Source organism: Ruminococcus sp. RTP21359st1_H3_RTP21359_211015 (genome assembly GCF_040909065.1).
GTDB lineage: Bacteria > Bacillota > Clostridia > Oscillospirales > Ruminococcaceae > Hominimerdicola > Hominimerdicola aceti.
In genome coordinates, this window is the sequence record NZ_JBDGDD010000041.1 from 1 (window position 1) to 17102 (window position 17102).

Annotated in this window: 17 protein-coding genes, 4 tRNA genes and 1 riboswitch; of the genes, 20 read left to right on the forward strand and 1 reads right to left on the reverse strand. The window is 41.4% G+C overall.

Annotated features, from left to right (window positions below; genetic code table 11):
- Window positions 1-188: 188 nt before the first annotated feature.
- The 7 genes from AB5Z01_RS12390 (at window position 189) to AB5Z01_RS12420 (ending at window position 7490) form a co-directional block, all read left to right on the forward strand.
- The gene (locus tag AB5Z01_RS12390; protein ID WP_287216257.1) at window positions 189-971 is read left to right on the forward strand and encodes a zinc ribbon domain-containing protein; all 783 of its coding nucleotides are present in this window, start codon (window positions 189-191) and stop codon (window positions 969-971) included.
- Between the two features lie 127 nt (window positions 972-1098).
- Complete coding sequence (locus AB5Z01_RS12395) at window positions 1099-2925, forward strand: PASTA domain-containing protein (RefSeq protein ID WP_022287509.1); 1827 nt, start codon at window positions 1099-1101, stop codon at window positions 2923-2925.
- Window positions 2926-3054: 129 nt separating this feature from the next.
- Entirely contained in the window at window positions 3055-4017 is a 963-nt protein-coding gene (pfkA, locus tag AB5Z01_RS12400; RefSeq protein WP_022287510.1) for a 6-phosphofructokinase, read from the forward strand.
- Window positions 4018-4055: 38 nt separating this feature from the next.
- Window positions 4056-4157, forward strand: a riboswitch (THF riboswitch).
- 117 nt (window positions 4158-4274) lie between these two features.
- Window positions 4275-4913, forward strand: a complete 639-nt coding sequence (locus AB5Z01_RS12405; protein WP_117864641.1) for a folate family ECF transporter S component — start codon at window positions 4275-4277, stop codon at window positions 4911-4913.
- A 176-nt stretch (window positions 4914-5089) separates the two neighbouring features.
- Window positions 5090-5890: a pyrroline-5-carboxylate reductase gene (proC, locus tag AB5Z01_RS12410; protein ID WP_287216258.1), complete on the forward strand. Its 801-nt coding sequence runs from the start codon at window positions 5090-5092 to the stop codon at window positions 5888-5890.
- 50 nt (window positions 5891-5940) lie between these two features.
- Complete coding sequence (locus AB5Z01_RS12415) at window positions 5941-6534, forward strand: hypothetical protein (protein WP_287216259.1); 594 nt, start codon at window positions 5941-5943, stop codon at window positions 6532-6534.
- A gap of 71 nt (window positions 6535-6605) precedes the next feature.
- The gene (locus AB5Z01_RS12420; protein ID WP_117891799.1) at window positions 6606-7490 is read left to right on the forward strand and encodes a YesL family protein; all 885 of its coding nucleotides are present in this window, start codon (window positions 6606-6608) and stop codon (window positions 7488-7490) included.
- Window positions 7491-7535: 45 nt separating this feature from the next.
- On the opposite strand, the gene prfB is transcribed toward AB5Z01_RS12420, so the two are convergent.
- Window positions 7536-8654 carry a peptide chain release factor 2 gene (gene prfB / locus AB5Z01_RS12425; RefSeq protein ID WP_022287515.1) on the reverse strand — a complete coding sequence of 373 codons (1119 nt, stop codon included), beginning with the start codon at window positions 8652-8654 and terminating at the stop codon, window positions 7536-7538.
- A 159-nt stretch (window positions 8655-8813) separates the two neighbouring features.
- Between prfB and AB5Z01_RS12430 the strand changes: the two genes are divergently transcribed.
- The 13 genes from AB5Z01_RS12430 (at window position 8814) to AB5Z01_RS12490 (ending at window position 16920) form a co-directional block, all read left to right on the forward strand.
- Window positions 8814-9758, forward strand: a complete 945-nt coding sequence (locus AB5Z01_RS12430) for an RING finger protein (protein WP_368365571.1) — start codon at window positions 8814-8816, stop codon at window positions 9756-9758.
- 130 nt (window positions 9759-9888) lie between these two features.
- Complete coding sequence (rpsF, locus tag AB5Z01_RS12435) at window positions 9889-10179, forward strand: 30S ribosomal protein S6 (RefSeq protein ID WP_046440545.1); 291 nt, start codon at window positions 9889-9891, stop codon at window positions 10177-10179.
- Between the two features lie 22 nt (window positions 10180-10201).
- The gene (locus AB5Z01_RS12440; RefSeq protein ID WP_022287518.1) at window positions 10202-10726 is read left to right on the forward strand and encodes a single-stranded DNA-binding protein; all 525 of its coding nucleotides are present in this window, start codon (window positions 10202-10204) and stop codon (window positions 10724-10726) included.
- A gap of 45 nt (window positions 10727-10771) precedes the next feature.
- A complete protein-coding gene (gene rpsR / locus AB5Z01_RS12445; protein ID WP_022287519.1) occupies window positions 10772-11017 on the forward strand; it encodes a 30S ribosomal protein S18 in 246 nt (81 codons plus the stop codon).
- Window positions 11018-11177: 160 nt separating this feature from the next.
- Window positions 11178-13589: an endopeptidase La gene (gene lon, locus AB5Z01_RS12450; RefSeq protein ID WP_195220387.1), complete on the forward strand. Its 2412-nt coding sequence runs from the start codon at window positions 11178-11180 to the stop codon at window positions 13587-13589.
- An 11-nt stretch (window positions 13590-13600) separates the two neighbouring features.
- Window positions 13601-14323 (forward strand): ribosome biogenesis GTP-binding protein YihA/YsxC, encoded by a 723-nt coding sequence (yihA, locus tag AB5Z01_RS12455; protein WP_041337343.1) that lies wholly within the window; start codon window positions 13601-13603, stop codon window positions 14321-14323.
- 111 nt (window positions 14324-14434) lie between these two features.
- A complete protein-coding gene (locus AB5Z01_RS12460; protein WP_041337345.1) occupies window positions 14435-14737 on the forward strand; it encodes a YerC/YecD family TrpR-related protein in 303 nt (100 codons plus the stop codon).
- Entirely contained in the window at window positions 14737-15489 is a 753-nt protein-coding gene (locus tag AB5Z01_RS12465) for a class I SAM-dependent methyltransferase (protein WP_195220388.1), read from the forward strand. Before AB5Z01_RS12460 ends, AB5Z01_RS12465 begins: the two co-directional genes overlap by 1 nt.
- A 4-nt stretch (window positions 15490-15493) precedes the next feature.
- On the forward strand, window positions 15494-16363 hold the full coding sequence (gene hslO / locus AB5Z01_RS12470) for an Hsp33 family molecular chaperone HslO (RefSeq protein ID WP_117857616.1): 870 nt from the start codon (window positions 15494-15496) through the stop codon (window positions 16361-16363).
- Window positions 16364-16526: 163 nt separating this feature from the next.
- A tRNA-Val gene (locus AB5Z01_RS12475) sits at window positions 16527-16602 on the forward strand.
- Window positions 16603-16628: 26 nt separating this feature from the next.
- A tRNA-Asp gene (locus AB5Z01_RS12480) sits at window positions 16629-16705 on the forward strand.
- Between the two features lie 61 nt (window positions 16706-16766).
- A tRNA-Gly gene (locus AB5Z01_RS12485) sits at window positions 16767-16842 on the forward strand.
- Between the two features lie 4 nt (window positions 16843-16846).
- Window positions 16847-16920 (forward strand) — tRNA-Cys (locus AB5Z01_RS12490).
- The last annotated feature ends 182 nt before the right edge of the window (window positions 16921-17102 follow it).

Consider the following 17102-nt stretch of genomic DNA (forward strand, 5'->3'; position numbering starts at 1 on the left):
ACTTTATTTTATCAGATTTTTGCCTATCTCTCTTTTCTTTTTTCTTAATTTTGTCCAATATCTATTGTAGCACTACAGATAGACTTCTGTCCGCTGCTTTTCGTTTGTTGACTTTTTACAGAGATTATGGTATACTTGTTTTGAAAAAGTGTGCAAATGCACGGATGTTGCAAAAGGGAGTTGTTTTTATGGAGTGTCCTAAATGCCACAAGTCAGTTGACGATGATGACATTTTCTGTCCTAACTGTGACACAAGATTAAGACCAGACAAAAATACATCTATCATGAAGCGTTTCAAAAAGCAGAATAAACCGCTAAACGTAGAAATAGTGGGCGAGAAAAAACATAAATTGTCTGAAAGCAAGCTCAAGCTTATTCTTATAACAGTGGCGGTAGTGCTCCTTGTGGTGCTTGTCGTCCTTATCGTTGTGAATATTATAAGCGGAAAGGGTGAAAACACCGCTGAGAGCATTTCTGAATATATCGGCGTAGATGTTGCAAAGGCTCAGAAAAAGCTTGATATGCACTTTAAGGACGAATCGGCTTTTCAGGGAGTGAACAATGCACTGAATTTTGATTATATCATTGAGTCTGATGACAGTGTTAATGTTGATGGCATAAATTATCCTGAATGGGCGGCGCTTGTTACTGTTGATGATGAAGAACGTATACAAACTGTAAAATATTCAAATTTCAAGGTGCTTAAAAACAATGCAAACGGTGAAAAAAAGAGTAAAGCTATTAACCTTGATAAGTTTGAACAAGGTGCAAAGTGGAGTGGCTTGTCAGATGCCATAGACCTTGAATATTACGGCATCGTGTGGTCAAAAGACACTAAAAATTATATATACCGCTATTGGTATGAGAATGACGCAGGTGATGATCAGCCTGTGGTGCTTAATGTAACGTTTGATACGGATAATAAGTATCTGTATTATTCTTCTACGCTTATTTATCCTGAGTATCTGTAAAAGGGTCATAATGTTACAAAAGAAATACAAATTGTTGCGTAAATTCTACAATTTCACAAAAAAACTTGACTTATGCTCGGTTTGTTGCTAATATAAATTGATGAATAACGTAAAAAGGAGGTTCGGTATGGATCCTAGTACTAAATTATGTATGGGCTGTATGAACGAACTTGGTTCTGACGGCCGCTGTCATTATTGTAGCTATACCGACGATATCCCGCATTTACAGGCTTATCTTGCACCGAGAACAGTGCTTGACAACAGATATATAGTCGGAAAAATGCTTTCATATAATGGTGAGGGTGCGTCTTACATTTGCTACGATATGGTTGGCAAATGCAAGTGTGTGGCAAGAGAGTATATGCCTGACACTCTTTGCGAAAGAGATAGCGAAAGTCAGCGACTTGTGGTGAATCCAGATTGTCTGGCTAAGTATAAGACATTTATGTCTGAGTTTGCAGACGTGAACAAAGTTCTTTCACGTATGAGAAATCTTCAGCATATCGCCACGGCAAAGGATATGTTTTGCGAGAATAATACGACCTATGTCATACTCGAATATGTGGAGGGCGTGACGCTAAAGAAATTTTTACAGTCAAATACAGGCTTTCTCACATGGGAACAGGTCAAAAAGCTTTTTGTGCCATTGTTTACAACATTGAGCATTATACATAATGCAGGTATCATACACAGGGGAATATCTCCTGAAAATATTATTGTTACAACTGATTGTGAGCTTAAACTTACAGGTTTTTGCATAAGTTCTATAAGAACATCTAATACAGGGCTTTCTCCTGAGTTCTATTCAGGATATACCGCCCCTGAGCAATATTCTTCGTTAGAATGGCAGGGCACATGGACTGACGTTTATGCACTTGCTGCAGTTCTTTATAGAATACTAACAGGCTGTATGCCCCTTGATGCTTATACCCGTACAAAGAATGATACTATGGTCGAAGCTTGCAGAGTCAATCCTAGAATACCACAGCATATCTCACGAGTTCTTTCAAGAGCTATGAGAGTTCGTGGCGAAGAAAGAATACAGACAGTTTCAGAACTTGTTACTGCACTTTTTGAGCAGCATACAACGCATATGGAACACCCTAAGGGTTCAACTCAGACTATTCCTATACAGCATGTTCCAAGACAAAGAACGCAGTCAAGGCAAATGCCACAGCAGACACGTGAGGAAGAAAAGCCTAAGAATAAAACGGCTACGATAATAGGCTGGACGGTGCTTGTGATAGTGCTTTTACTTTCAGTTTTTCTGCTATATGAGTTGTTTTCAGGTCCGTCGGACAGCAATAATGATTCGTCTGAGGATAAGGTCATTTCTTCTGATGATGCAGATGCAGTTGACAGCGAGGTATTCGTTTACAGCACCACAGTTGCTACGCCTAAGGTGACTGATGCTGAAAGTCAGTCAGAATATGGCTATGGCGCTATAATGCCTAACGTTGTGGGTCTGGAATACAATACTGTTGTAAAACAGCTTGGTGAGGATTTTACTATCAAGGCTGAATATTATTATTCTGATGTTGACGATAAGGACGTTGTTAAAGAGCAGAGCATACCAGAGGGTACTGATTTTGATCCGTCTTTGAAAAATGAGCTTGTTCTTAAAGTATGTGCAGGCCCTGAAAATGTTCCTGTTCCTGATTTCTCTGGCCTGTCAAAGAAGGCTTACCTTGAGCTGCTTGATTCTTATAATATCAAGTATAAGGTCGTTACCGATTTCTCAAGCTCTGTTTCTGCAGGATATGTTATGGCGACAAGCGTTAATGTTGGAAACACTGTGAATGTTAAAAATGGTGATGTGCTTACAGTTACAGTTTCTGCAGGTCTTGTGACTACTACGACCACTACAACAAAGGCAACAGAGCCTAAGCCTGATACGAATACAGGCAGCTCTTCTGAAACAACACCAGCTCCGGCTGTTGTGCCTGCTGAATAACGAAAACGTTTAATAAAATGTTAAAAAATAAACAAAGCCCTTGACAATTCAGGGGCTTTGTGCTATGCTCATTATAGATTATTAGGAAAGTAACAGGATAAATTGTTTCCTGGTTTGGAGGTATTTTACATGGCTAAGAAAATTGGTGTACTTACCAGCGGAGGAGATGCTCCGGGAATGAACGCTGCTGTCAGAGCAGTATGCAGAGCTGGTCTTGCAAAGGGTATGGAAGTCGTAGGTATCCTCAGAGGATATAACGGCCTTCTTAACGGTGAAGTTATTGAGATGAATGCAAGAACTGTTTCAGGCATAATCCAGAGAGGCGGTACTTGTCTTTACACTGCAAGATGTCCTGAATTCAGAGATATCGAGGGCGTAAAGAAGGGCAGAGATAAGTGTCTTGAAATGGGTCTTGACGGTATCGTAGTTATCGGTGGTGACGGCTCATTCAGAGGTGCGGCTGATCTTTCAGCACAGGGTATCCCATGTATCGGTCTGCCTGGTACTATAGACAACGATATTTCATGCACAGAATATACTATCGGTTATGACACAGCTATGAACACAGCTATGGAAATGATCGATAAGATCAGAGATACAGCACAGTCACATGACAGATGTTCAGTAGTTGAGGTAATGGGCAGAAACGCTGGTCACATTGCTATCAACGTTGCTGCTGCTGTAGGCGCTGAGGCTGTTATCACACCTGAGAAGCCTTATGACCTCAATGCTATTGCTCAGAAGATGGAGCAGACAAAGAAGTCAGGCAAGACACATTTTATCATTGTAGTTGCTGAGGGTGTTGGCAAGACAGAGTATATTACAAGAACTCTTCAGGATATTACTGGTGTCGAGTCAAGAGCTACTATTCTCGGTCATGTTCAGAGAGGCGGCTCTCCTACAGTAAGAGATAGAGTTGTCGCAACTGAAATGGGCTATCACGCTGTTGAACTGCTAGAGCAGGGCATTGGCAACAGAGTTGTTGGTATGAAGGACAACAAGATATATGATGTAGATATTCAGGAGGCTCTTTCAATGAAGAAGCCTTTCGAGGAAGAGCTTTACAAGATCCTCAATGAAACTGCATTCTAATTTTTCATGAGGTCTGAGTCTTTAAGACTTTGACATATTACAGAGTAGAAAACTGAGCGTTAAGTGTCCGTCGGACGGGGAGTTGCCGTCGGAACGAAAAAGGTAGAACCTTTGCGGTTCGGTTTTCGCATCCCGCTGAATGTGTAATTGAAGCTTTTTATAGCGGCTCTGCACATCCCGCATGGGTAGTGTGCAGAGCTGTTTTTATGCTCCGTTATGCACAAAGCGACAAGCTCGCAGAATAAGGAGGTAAATTTATGAAGAGCTTCGGAAGAATGTTCTATGACTCTTTCAAGTCACTGAAAGATCTTAGAACATTAACAACAGCAGGAATACTGATAGCGTTGGCGTTTGCTATCAGATCATTTTCCATTGAGGTAACGCCTGACTTGAGGATCGGTTTCACTTTTCTTGCAACCTGTACTATAGGTATGCTTTACGGACCTGTGGTATGCGGAATGTCTACATTTGTTCTTGACTTTCTAGGATATATAGTGCAGAACAAATCTCCGAGAGCCTACAGCCCACAGCTTGCAATGGTAGTTATTATTTCAGGTATCATCTACGGCTGTCTGTTGTATAAGTGCGATTTTAACAACAAAAAGCTTCAAAGCTACATAAGGATCGCAATTGCAAGAGGAAGTGTTATACTTTTCTGTAATATAGGACTTAATTCTTATTTCCTGTATACACTTTATGTAAACAAGACTTTTGGCATCACAAACCTCACCAAAGAAGGAATGAGCGGTTTTCTTACATACTGCACACCGAGAATAGCGAAAAATCTTATCCAGCTCCCTGTGGATCTGATCTTGCTCATGATATTCCTGCCTGCTGTGAAGTTTGCTTATGAAAAAGTAAGAACACAGTTTGGACATAAAGCGACAAATATATGATTTAAAGCAGCGGCAGAAATGTCGCTGTTTTTTTGCGTGAAAATATACAAGAAAAATGGGGTACTAATGTGAAATTTAGGTGAAACACTTGAAATTCGTTGAGATTTAGTGTATAATTAAAATTAAGTTATTTTTAAGGCAGGCTTCTGCCTTTTATTCAGAAAGGTCTTGAGTGTATGATAAATGTTGGTTTTATCGGTGCAGGAAATATGGGCTATGCTATCATGAAAGGCATTGCAGGCAGTAAAATGGGTAAGGATATTCAGCTTTACGCTTTTGATAAATATGCTCCGATACTTGATAGACTTGACGAGCTTGGAGCAGTAAAATGTTCAGGCTGTGCAGAGGTAGTTGAAAAGTCAGAATATGTTTTTCTTGCAATTAAGCCTCAGCAGCTTGACGAGGTGCTTGATGAGATAGCTCCTGCGGTAACGAAAGATACGGTCATAGTTTCTATCTGCGCAGGCATTACAGATGATTATATCGCTTCAAAAACTGTGGCTGGCGCAAAGGTAGTGCTTGTTATGCCAAACACTCCTCTTCTTCTTGGGGAGGGCGCAACTGCTCTTTCACGCTCTGACAGCGTTACAGATGAGGAGTTTGAGCTTGTTTGCAATATCTTTGGCTCATGCGGTATGTATGCCGTCATATCAAAGGATAAAATGAAAGAGATAATAGCAATAAACGGCTCATCTCCTGCTTTTATCTATCTGTATGCTCAGGCATTCATAGAGTATGCAAAGAGCGTTGACATCGATGAAACAGTTGCAAGAGATCTTTTTGCAAAGTCGCTTATCGGCTCTGCCAAAATGATAACTGACAGTGGCAAGTCACTTGACGAGCTTATTGAAATGGTATCATCAAAGGGTGGCACAACTATCGCTGGTCTTGATAAGCTCCGTGAGGGCGGTCTGCCAAAGGCTGTTGAGGACTGCTGCAAGGCTTGCACTAAGAGAGCTTACGAGCTTTCAAAATAGTTATTTTTTCTGCACCGTGGCATATACATTACTCAAAGGAGTGATGTATAATGAACAGCGGGACAGGCATATACAAAAGCGGAGTTCTTGCATTTTTTGCAGGAGCTATCCTGATTGGTGCGCTTTTGGGTGCTGTTACTTTTTGCTTTATGGGCAGCGACGAGCTTTCAATGCTGTCGGTGCTTTCAAACAGCTTCGTTGACGTGAGGTCGTCTGGTGATCTTGAAGAAATTCTTGTGAGGTCTTTTTTCAGTTCGACTGTTTTTTTAGCGGTTGTGTTTTTGTCAGGTTTTTCTTCACTGGGACAGCCGTTAGCTGTTGCAGTATTGCTGTTGCGTGGCATGGGCTGGGGTGTTGCAATGTCTCAGCTTTACAGCATTTACGGTGGACATGGTGCATTACTTTCAGCGATGTTTGTACTTCTTCCTGCGGTCATAACAGCGGCGGCACTTATGATAGCCGCAAGGGAAGCTGTCGCTATGTCAAATATCCTGCTGTGCATTGTTTTTTCTGAAGGACAGCATAGCGGTCTGCGACAGACGGTGCGGTTTTATGCTGTTAAGTTTCTTGTGCTTGAAGCGGCGGCGGCTGTTGCGGCTGCACTTGAATGTCTGCTGACGATTATTTTTGCAGGACGAATTTAGTATACAGTATACAAAGAATGAAATAAAATTCGGGGCAATTTCGGGGACTATTAATTTTAAGGAGCGGTGTAATGTCTTTATTTGGTAATTACAATACCCCTGGCAGAGGTGTGCTTAAAGCACCTCAGGAGAAAAAGGGTATTTTTAAGTTTTTTGAAGTCTATGGCAGGCATATGTGGAAGCTTATGGAGCTTAATTTGCTGTATTTCGTTTTCTGCATACCGATGACGCTTATGGTTATACTTATGCTTATGACATCAAATCCAATATGGCTCTTACTGGCGATACCGTCAGTATTTGTAGGACCTGCAACGGCTGCAATGACAAAGGTTTGCCGAAATTATTCTCAGGAAAGAAATGCGTTTTTGCTACATGATTTCTGGGATTCTTTCAAGAAGAATTTCAAGCAGGGCACTATCATGGGTGCCATAGATATCATCTTCGCTATAGGATTTATGGTCGGTATTCCAATGTATAAATATTGGGCAGAGCAGAACTCAATGATATACATTCCGTTTGTTATCTGCATAAGCTGTCTTATTGTATTCTACATGATGCACTTTTACATCTATCTTATGATAAGCTCCACTAACCTTAACATGAAGCAGATAATAAAGAACTCGTTTTATCTTGTGAGTCTTGGCATAAAGCAGTCTCTTTGGTCACTTCTGGCATCGCTTATCGTCATTGTTATGATGTATCTTTTCCTGCCGTATTCTCTGTTCATATTGCCATTTTGGCCTCTTTCGTTCATATGCTTCGTGACTTGCTTCAATTGTTATCCTGTTATCAGAAAACACGTTATCCAGCCTTACTACGATCAGCGTGGTGAAAGCAATCCTGAGTTTGCATACAAGAATGCAGACCCTGACGAACAGCTCTTTGAGGATAGAGCGGCAGAAGAAACTCCTGTCAAGACCAAAGAGAGCAGAAAAAAAGGCAAAACAATCTCATAAAAAACATAAGGACAGCTCGTTTGAACTGTCCTTTGTTTATGCTAATTATTTTTCGATCTCGCCAAGTGAAAGCGCTTTGAGGTAAGCGTTTATGAAACCGTCAAGGTCGCCGTCCATAACAGCGTTTACATTGCTGTTTTCAAAACCCGTTCTGTGATCTTTTACAAGAGTGTATGGCATGAAAACATATGAACGTATCTGAGCACCCCATGCGATCTCTTTCTGAACACCCTTTATATCCTCTATCTTCTCTAGATGTTCACGCTCTTTTATTTTGATAAGCTCTGCTTTGAGCATTTTCATTGCATAATCCCTGTTCTGGAACTGTGAACGCTGTGTCTGGCATGATGTAACGATACCTGTTGGTATGTGGGTAAGTCTTACGGCTGATGAGGTTTTGTTGATGTGCTGTCCGCCTGCACCGCTTGCACGATAAACGTCCATTTTAATGTCCTCAGGACGGATATCTACTTCGATTGTATCGTCTATTTCAGGCATAACGTCCACCGCTGAGAATGACGTGTGTCTGCTTCCTGAGCTGTCGAAAGGTGAGATACGCACAAGTCTGTGTATTCCTGCTTCGCTTTTAAGATAGCCATAAGCGTTTTCACCCTCCACGATAACGGAGGCACTCTTCATGCCGGCCTCTGCACCCTCGAGATAATCAAGAGTAGTCATTTTGAAGCCGTGGCTTTCACACCATTTGTGATACATCCTGAAAAGCATTTCGCTCCAATCCTGCGCCTCAGTTCCGCCTGCTCCTGCATGAAAGTTGATGATAGCGTTGTTGTGATCATACTCGCCTGTGAGCAGAGTGTCAAGCTGTGCAGCGTCAAGACCCTCTTTTAGAGTTTTAAGCTCAGACTGTATTTCGTCGATCATGTCCTCGTCACCCTCATCGGCTGCCATTTCAATAAGCACTTCGATATCCTCAAATGACGACTTGAATTTATTGTATTTTTCCAGCTTGCCCTCAAGATTTCTTGTTTCCTGCAAAACCTTCTGTGATTTCTCCATGTCGTCCCAAAAATTAGGCTCTGCGGCTTTTTCGTGAAGCTCTGCGATCCTTTCCTGAGAACGTTCAATATCGTATACGTCATGCAGCTCGCTGATGATAGGTCTAAGAGCTTCAAGCTCTGACTTTAAGTTTTCTAAAAATACCATATCTTTTTCTCCTTATTTTATATCATTATATATTATAAAACTTTTTTTGTGAAAAGTAAAGGAAAAATATAAAAAAACTATAGCATTTTCCTGAAAGTTGTGCTATAATGTTATTTAAAGGCTTTAAAAAGCCTGTTTCAGCAAGAAAGGAAACCTGATATGGCTAATTATACAGGAAAAAAATGCTTTTCCTGCGGAGAAGCATTCAAAGATGGTGACGATATAGTTGTATGTCCTGAGTGTGGCACACCTTATCATCGTGAGTGTTATCTCAAAGAAGGAAAGTGCATAAATGACGCTTTGCATGAAAGTGGTCAAAGCTGGGAGCAAACTCAGGAGAGTGTAGAAAGTGAGAATATACGCTGTATACGCTGCGGTTTTGAAAATCCGCCTGACAAGCTATTTTGTGAAAAGTGCGGAACACCGCTTACGAAAAATGATACTGAGGAACGTCCATTCAACGACATGGACACGCAAAATAACGCTCAGCAGACCGGCCCTGACGGACAGCCTTACGGTCCGTTTGGCAGACAGGTTGTATTTGATAAGGACTCAGATCTTGAAGGCATTAAACTAGATGACTATGCAAAATTTGTAAAGACAAATCCGCTCATATTTTTGTCTAACTTTATACGTTTTGGTAAATTTGGTGGAAAGATTTCCATAAACTTTGCGGCTTTTCTTTTTCCGCACCTGTATTTTCTGTTTAGAAAAATGAATCTTGTGGGTATCATTATGCTTGTGGCTACGGCACTGCTCAATATTCCTACTGCGATAGAATATCTTAGTGCAGGGACAATGGGTTTCTCGCTTGATATCGGCATCGATGTGACTGGAAGGGTTTTTCAGGGCATTTCCGCTGCGACATGGTATGTTTCAATGGCACTTCAGTTTGTGGCAGGCTTTTTCGGCAATTATGTGTATTATAAGTTTGCACAAAAAAAGATCCGTGAGATAAGGTCGGAGGACGGCACTGAGCAGGAGATAGCCGAAAAGATAGTAGCAAAGGGCGGTACGTCATGGGGGGCTGTTATTCTTGGCTTTGCCGTTTATTCTGCGATAGTTGTGTTTGGCATTTTTGGTGTTACAAAGATATTTGCATGATTTTACAAAAAGTTCATAAAAAAACGCAAGTGACACTTGACAGATAATCGGTCTTGTGTTATAATAATTGAGTTATCCTTGCTTGTGCAAATTGCGGCACAGGCGAAATCCAAAAGGAGGTGCAAATGCAATGGCAAAAATTAATGAGTCTTATGAGGCTATGGTAATTTTCAGCTCTAAGCTTGACGAGGAGGCTGTAAACGCACTCACAGCTAAGTTCAATGACTTGATCGAGGCAAACGCAAGTGACGTTACACTTAGTAATTGGGGCAAGCGTAAGCTGGCTTATGCTATCAATTATGAAACAGAAGGTACTTATGTACTGTGGTCATTCACATCTACGCCTGAGTTTCCAGCTGAGCTTGAGAGAATTCTTGGTATCACAGACGGCGTGATCCGTTTCTTAGTAACGGTCAAGTAAAACTGCGAAAGAGGGAAAAGTTATGCTTAACAGAGTTATTTTAATGGGTAGGATCACTCAGGATCTTGAAGTAAGACAGACTCCTAGTGGAAATGCAGTTTTGAGATTCAATGTTGCAGTTGACAGACCAGTTCGTCAGGGTGCTGAAAGGCAGACTGATTTTATTACTTGCACTGCTTGGGGGCAGAGAGCTGAATTTATCAACAGATACTTTTCAAAGGGCAGAATGATCGCTCTTGAAGGTCAGATAAGAACAGGTTCTTATGATGACAAGAATGGTGTAAAGCATTATACAACTGAGGTCAATGTTGACAGTGTGTCTTTCACAGGTGAACCAAAACAGCAGGGAGCAGGTAACTATTCCAATAACTACGGAAATGGTGGTTATCAGCAGAATAATTACCAGCAGAACAATGGTGGATATTCACAGCCTGCAAACAATTCTAATCAGAATAACTATAACAATGCTCCATCAAATGACGCTTTGTCCATTGGTGACCTTGATGATTTTGAAGAAGTATTGACCGATGACGGAGTACCGTTCTAAGCAGAGGAGTTTTGAAAAATATTTCTCTAAGGAGGGAAATTTACCATGGAAAAGGAAAGAAATACAAGCAGACCTATGAAGAGAGGTCGTAAGAAGGTTTGTATGTTCTGTGCAGACAGAGCTGAAAAGATCGACTATAAGGATATCGCAAAGCTTAGAAAGTGCATGACAGAGAGAGCTAAGATCCTCCCTAGACGTGTAACTGGCACTTGTGCTTATCATCAGAGAGAACTTACAACAGCTATCAAGAGAGCACGTCATGTGGCACTTCTTCCATATGTAGCTGACTAATAGTGTTTTCTATTTTGAGGTACCTTTATAGGTGCCTCTTTTTGTTAAGGGGAAGTTTCTGAGTGGGGCTTGCAAATGTATCATAAATGTGATATTATATACTAAAGCTGTATAACAAAGCATTACAGTATTTGTAGAGCTGTAAGGAAATGGAGCAACTATGAAAGATAAAACTGATGTTAAAATAAATAATATTATGCCGTGTGTTCCAACGAGAGATCTGGTAGTTTTTCCTGGAATGTCTATGCATTTTGATGTTGGCAGACCAAGAACTATAAAGAGCATGAAAAATGCCATGGACGGCGATCGATTTGTTTTTCTTTGCGCGCAAAAAGACGTTTATCTTGAAATGCCTGAAAAAAAGGATATGTTCAAGGTGGGTACTGTAGCAAAGGTAAGACAGATCGTTAAAGCACCTGATGGAATATACAGATGCTATGTAGAAGGTCTGCGTAAAGCGAGACTTGCTGAGTTTTATCAGCATGATGATTGCTATGAAGCTGATGTAAGACTTGTACCAAATTATTCAAAGGATAGGCTTGACGATGACGAAAAACTTGCTGTTTTTCGTTCGGTCTTAGATGAGTTTGAAGAGTATGTTCAGGTGGTTCCTAAAATGCCTGAAGAGCTTTATGCCCAGATACTCGGTTCTAAAACGCCTGTTCAACTTTTTGAAAGTTTGGCATTTAATATTCCGTTAGCTTTTACTGACAGACAGTCGCTTCTTGAAGCCCCATCTGTTTTAGATAAGCTAATTCTTATGATCACTATGCTTTCACGAGAGACCAATGTTTTATCTCTTGAAAGAAGGATACATAGTCAGGTCCATTCTCAGATAGAAGAAAGTCAGCGTGAATACTATATTCGTGAGCAGATCAAGGCGTTACAGAATGAGTTGGGTGAAAATGAAGACGGCTCAGATGTAAATGAGATCGATGATTACACACATAGGATAGATTCACTTGTATTGTCCGAAGAAGTTCGTGATAAGCTTATGGGCGAGGTCAGGAAGCTTTCCAAGATGGGTATGATGTCACAGGAGGGTGTTGTGCTGAGAAATTATCTTGACACAGTGCTTGCATTGCCGTGGAATGCTGTCACAAAGGATAGGACAGACGTTAAAAAGGCAAAGCAGATACTTGACAAGGATCACTATGGCATGGCAAAGGTCAAGGATAGAATACTTGAAAATCTTGCTGTAAGAGCGCTTACTCCTGATGTCAAGGGGCAGATCCTCTGTCTTGTTGGTCCTCCAGGCGTTGGCAAAACTTCAGTGGCAAAGTCTGTCGCTAGAGCACTTAATCGAAACTTTGTAAGGGTCTCATTGGGCGGTGTTAAGGACGAAAGTGATATCAGAGGTCACAGAAAGACGTATGTTGGTGCAATGCCAGGAAGAATAATGAATGCCATGAAGCTTGCAGGAAGTAAAAATCCTGTTGTTCTTCTTGATGAGATAGACAAGATGAGCAATGATTTCAGAGGTGATCCATCGTCTGCTATGCTTGAGGTTCTTGACAGCGAGCAGAATAATGCTTTCAGAGATCACTATATTGAAGTGCCGTTTGATCTAAGTGATGTGCTGTTTATTACAACTGCAAATACTCTCGATACTGTTCAAGCACCTCTTCTCGACCGTATGGAGGTCATAGAGTTGTCTAGCTATACTAGGGAGGAGAAGTTCCATATTGCAAAGGAACATCTTATTAAAAAGCAGGAAGGTAAGAACGGTCTTAAAGCATCTCAGATACGCATCTGCAATGATGCTATTTATAAGCTTATAGACAGCTACACAAGAGAGGCTGGCGTGAGAAATCTTGAAAGACAGATAGGCTCGCTTTGCCGAAAGGCTGCTAAGGAGATAGTTGAAGACGGCGTTAAGAAAGTTACTTTCAAGGCGGATAATCTTGAAAAATATCTTGGCCATGAGAAATATCTCCCTGATGTTGTATCAGATAAAGATGCTGTTGGCTCTGTAAATGGTCTGGCATGGACGTCAGTGGGCGGAGTTGTCATGCCTTTGGAAGTCCTTGTACTTGACGGAAAGGGCAGAATAGAGCTTACAGGCTCACTCGGCGACGTTATGAAGGAGTCTGCAAAGATTGCCGTAAGCTATTGCAGAAGCGTTGCTGACAAATATGGCATCGATAAAGACTTTTACGAGAAAAAAGATTTGCATATACACGCTCCCGAGGGTGCTGTGCCTAAGGACGGTCCATCTGCAGGTGTTACCATGATAACGGGCATCATCTCTGCATTGGGTAATATAAAAGTACGCAGTGACGTTGCTATGACAGGCGAGATAACTCTTAGCGGCAAAGTACTGCCTATAGGCGGTCTCCGTGAAAAGACTATGGCTGCATACAAGGCGGGGGTAAAGACTATTATTGTGCCTTTTGCTAATAAGGGCGATCTTGATGACGTTGACGATACAGTAAAGCTTTGTTGCGAGTTCGTGTTCGCAAAGACTATTCAGGATGTGCTTGACGTTGCACTTATTCCAAACAGCAAAAATAATGTTCCGCTTGAACTCCTAAGCAAGAACGAGCCGGAGCGAAAAAAATTAACGGTATAGAAAGGGCGCCTATGAATTATAACAAAGCAGAATTTTATACTTCCTTTGGAAAATTCTCGCAGATACCCAAGTCTGACAGACTTGAATTTGCCTTTTCCGGCAGGTCGAATGTGGGAAAGTCGTCGCTGATAAACAAGCTTCTTAACAGAAAAAATTTGGCGAGAGTAAGCTCTATGCCGGGTAAAACTGTTACAATAAACTTCTTTTCGGTGGAGAATATCTATATCGTTGATCTGCCTGGATATGGCTATGCCAGCGTATCAAAGTCAGAGAAAAGGCAGTGGGGCAGTCTTATAGGCGGCTATCTTGACGACGGCAGCAGACAGCTTGCACTTGTTTTTCAGCTTGTGGATATGCGTCATCCGCCGAGCAAAGACGATCTGATGATGATAAATTATCTTATTGACGCTGAGATACCATTTATAATCGTGTTCACCAAGGCGGATAAGCTCAAGCCTAACGCCAGAAAAGCACGTATGGAAGCTTTCAAGACAGAGATACCATGCTTTGAGGACATCACCTGTGTGGAGTTCTCTGCTATCACAGGAGAGGGCGTAGATGAACTGAGGGCAATAATAGACGATATATCCGAGGGGGCTGAGATAACGCCACCAGAGAAACTAGAAAGCGATACAGAAGACGAAGAAGAGGAATATTACGATGATAAAGAGGATATTTCTGATGAGCCGAAGTCATTCGGCGGTTTTCTAACGCCTAATAGAAGAAAAAATTAAGAGTAAGTAAATAAAAAATTCATAATTCTCCTTTACTTTTTTCATGACTTGTGTTAAAATATATTTATGGTTTAACACTTTACACCATGAAACGTAAAGGAGATTTTTTTCATGAAAGAGAAACTTGAGATCAAAAATTTAGACGATCTTTATGAAGCAGTGCTTTGTCTTGAAACTGTCGAGGAATGCAGGCTGTTTTTTAAAGATCTTTGCACTATACCTGAGCTGAAAGCACTTTCACAGCGTTTTCAGGTTGCAAAAATGCTCACAAAGGATCATGTTTACAGCGATATAGTAAACGAAACAGGTGCTTCAACGGCGACTATAAGCCGTGTGAACCGCTCGCTTTCTTATGATGGCTCAGGCGGATATAATATCGTTTTTGACAGATTGGATAAGAAGGAAGATAAGTAATGAGCGGATACGGCAGATTTGCCTGTTACTATGATAAGCTTACAGAGAATGTCGATTACGGAAAAATTGCGGCACGGTGTCATGAACTTATAAAACGATATAGTTCAGAGCATGAGGTAGTTTTGGACCTTGCCTGCGGCACAGGTTCGCTCAGTGAAGCACTTGCACGTCTTGATTATGATGTGGTAGGTGTTGATCTGTCGGATCAAATGCTGGAAGAAGCCATGGATAAGCGCTATGAAAGCGGTCTGAACATACAGTATCTTATGCAGGATATGACTGAGCTTGATCTGTATGGCGCAGTTGATGCTGTTGTTTGTGTTCTTGACAGCATAAATCACCTTGAAAATGAGGAAGCTGTCAGAAAGACTTTTGAGTGTGTATCAAAATTTACCTGCTATGGTGGACTTTTCATATTTGATGTAAATACTGTGTACAAGCACCGAGTGATCCTTGCAGACAATGCGTTCTGCTATGATCTTGATGGGCTTTTCTGTGCATGGCAGAATGAGCTCAATGATGATGACAGCGTGAGCATATATCTTGACTTCTTTGAGGAGCAGGAGGACGGCTCTTATTGTCGTTTTAGTGAGGATTTCACAGAGAGGATATATACGGACGAGTTTTTGAGCGAGCTTGTAAAGTCAAATGATTTTGAGCTTATAGGAAAGTATGACGGATTTGAGGACTCGCCAGTTAATGATAAAACGCAGAGAGTTCTTTATGTGTGCAGGAGAATAAACAGAGGGTGATTTTATGGGTAGAATAGTTAGAGTTATAAGTAAAGATGCTTCCGTTGTGTGCAGCGCTATCGACGGAAAGGATATTGTTTCACGCATTGAGGAGATACATAAAACTTCCGCTGTGGTCACGGCGGCACTTGGCAGACTTGCTATGGGTACTTCGCTCATGGGATTTGGACTTAAAGGTAAAGATGATTCTATTACTGTAAAAATGGACGGTGACGGTCCTACAGGTGCGCTTATATGCGTATCTGACAGCATGGGAAATGTTAAGGCGTATGTACAAAATCCAGTGGTGGAACTGCCGCTTAACGATAAAGGCAAGCTTGATGTCAGAGGGGCTGTAGGCTCTAATGGTACGCTTAGTGTGGTCAAGGACATGGGACTTAAAGAGCCGTATTGCGGACAAGTGCCTATTGTTTCAGGAGAAATAGCAGAGGACATAACTAACTATCTTGCTGTCAGTGAGCAGGTGCCAAGTGTCTGCGCTCTTGGCGTACTTGTAAATCCAGATCTGACAGTGAATTGTGCAGGTGGATTTCTTATTCAGCTTTTGCCGTTTGCACCTGAGTCAGCTATAGATCAGATAGAGAAGAATATAAACGGAATGGAGTCTGTAACAAAGCTTATATGTGGTGGTATGACCACAGAAGCTATTGCAATGAAAGCCTTGGAGGGTCTTGAACCGAACGTTCTTGATGATTTTGAGGTTAATTATCGTTGCGATTGTTCAAGGGAGAGAGTAGAGAATGCTCTTATATCTTTGGGTAGGGCAGAACTTGAAGATCTTTCTAAAGATGGTGGTACTGACGTTGAGTGTCACTTCTGTGATAAGAAATATCACTTTACTCCTGAGGAGATTTTAGGGTTAATAAAAGAATAATATTTAATGAATATTTTATGTACACTATTCAAATGCCCGATAATAAAGCGTTTACGGACTTAAACTTTTTTTGAGAAATTTCAAAAAAACTCTTGACAAATGGCTTTGAATAGTGTATAATAAATATCGTCGCTGAGAGATACAACTCAAAACGGCAGCTAACGGGAGCATAGCTCAGCTGGGAGAGCATCTGCCTTACAAGCAGAGGGTCACAGGTTCGAGCCCTGTTGTTCCCACCAAGCGGACTTATAAAGTCCGCTCATATGGCCGGGTAGTTCAGCTGGTTAGAACGCTAGCCTGTCACGCTAGAGGTCGTGGGTTCGAGCCCCATTCCGGTCGCCAATACATTCTTTATGTATCAGGTTTCGGTATCTTGCATATAATAATGTAGATACCACTAAATGCGGATTTAGCTCATCTGGTAGAGCGCCACCTTGCCAAGGTGGAGGTAGCGAGTTCGAGCCTCGTAATCCGCTCCAATATGGCGCTATAGCCAAGTGGTAAGGCATAGGTCTGCAACACCTTGATCCCCAGTTCAAATCTGGGTGGCGCCTCCAATAACTCACAGAGCTTCTGTTCTGTGAGTTTATTTTTTGTCAAAATATAATAAACAATCCAAAGTGACAACTGAGCGACGCTCAGCTGTCACTTTTTGTATGAAGAGAACAAAGGAGCAAAGCAAAATGGACAAAAAGAGATAAGAAAAGGGAAATAAAGTGTAAAAAAAGCAGAAAGCGAA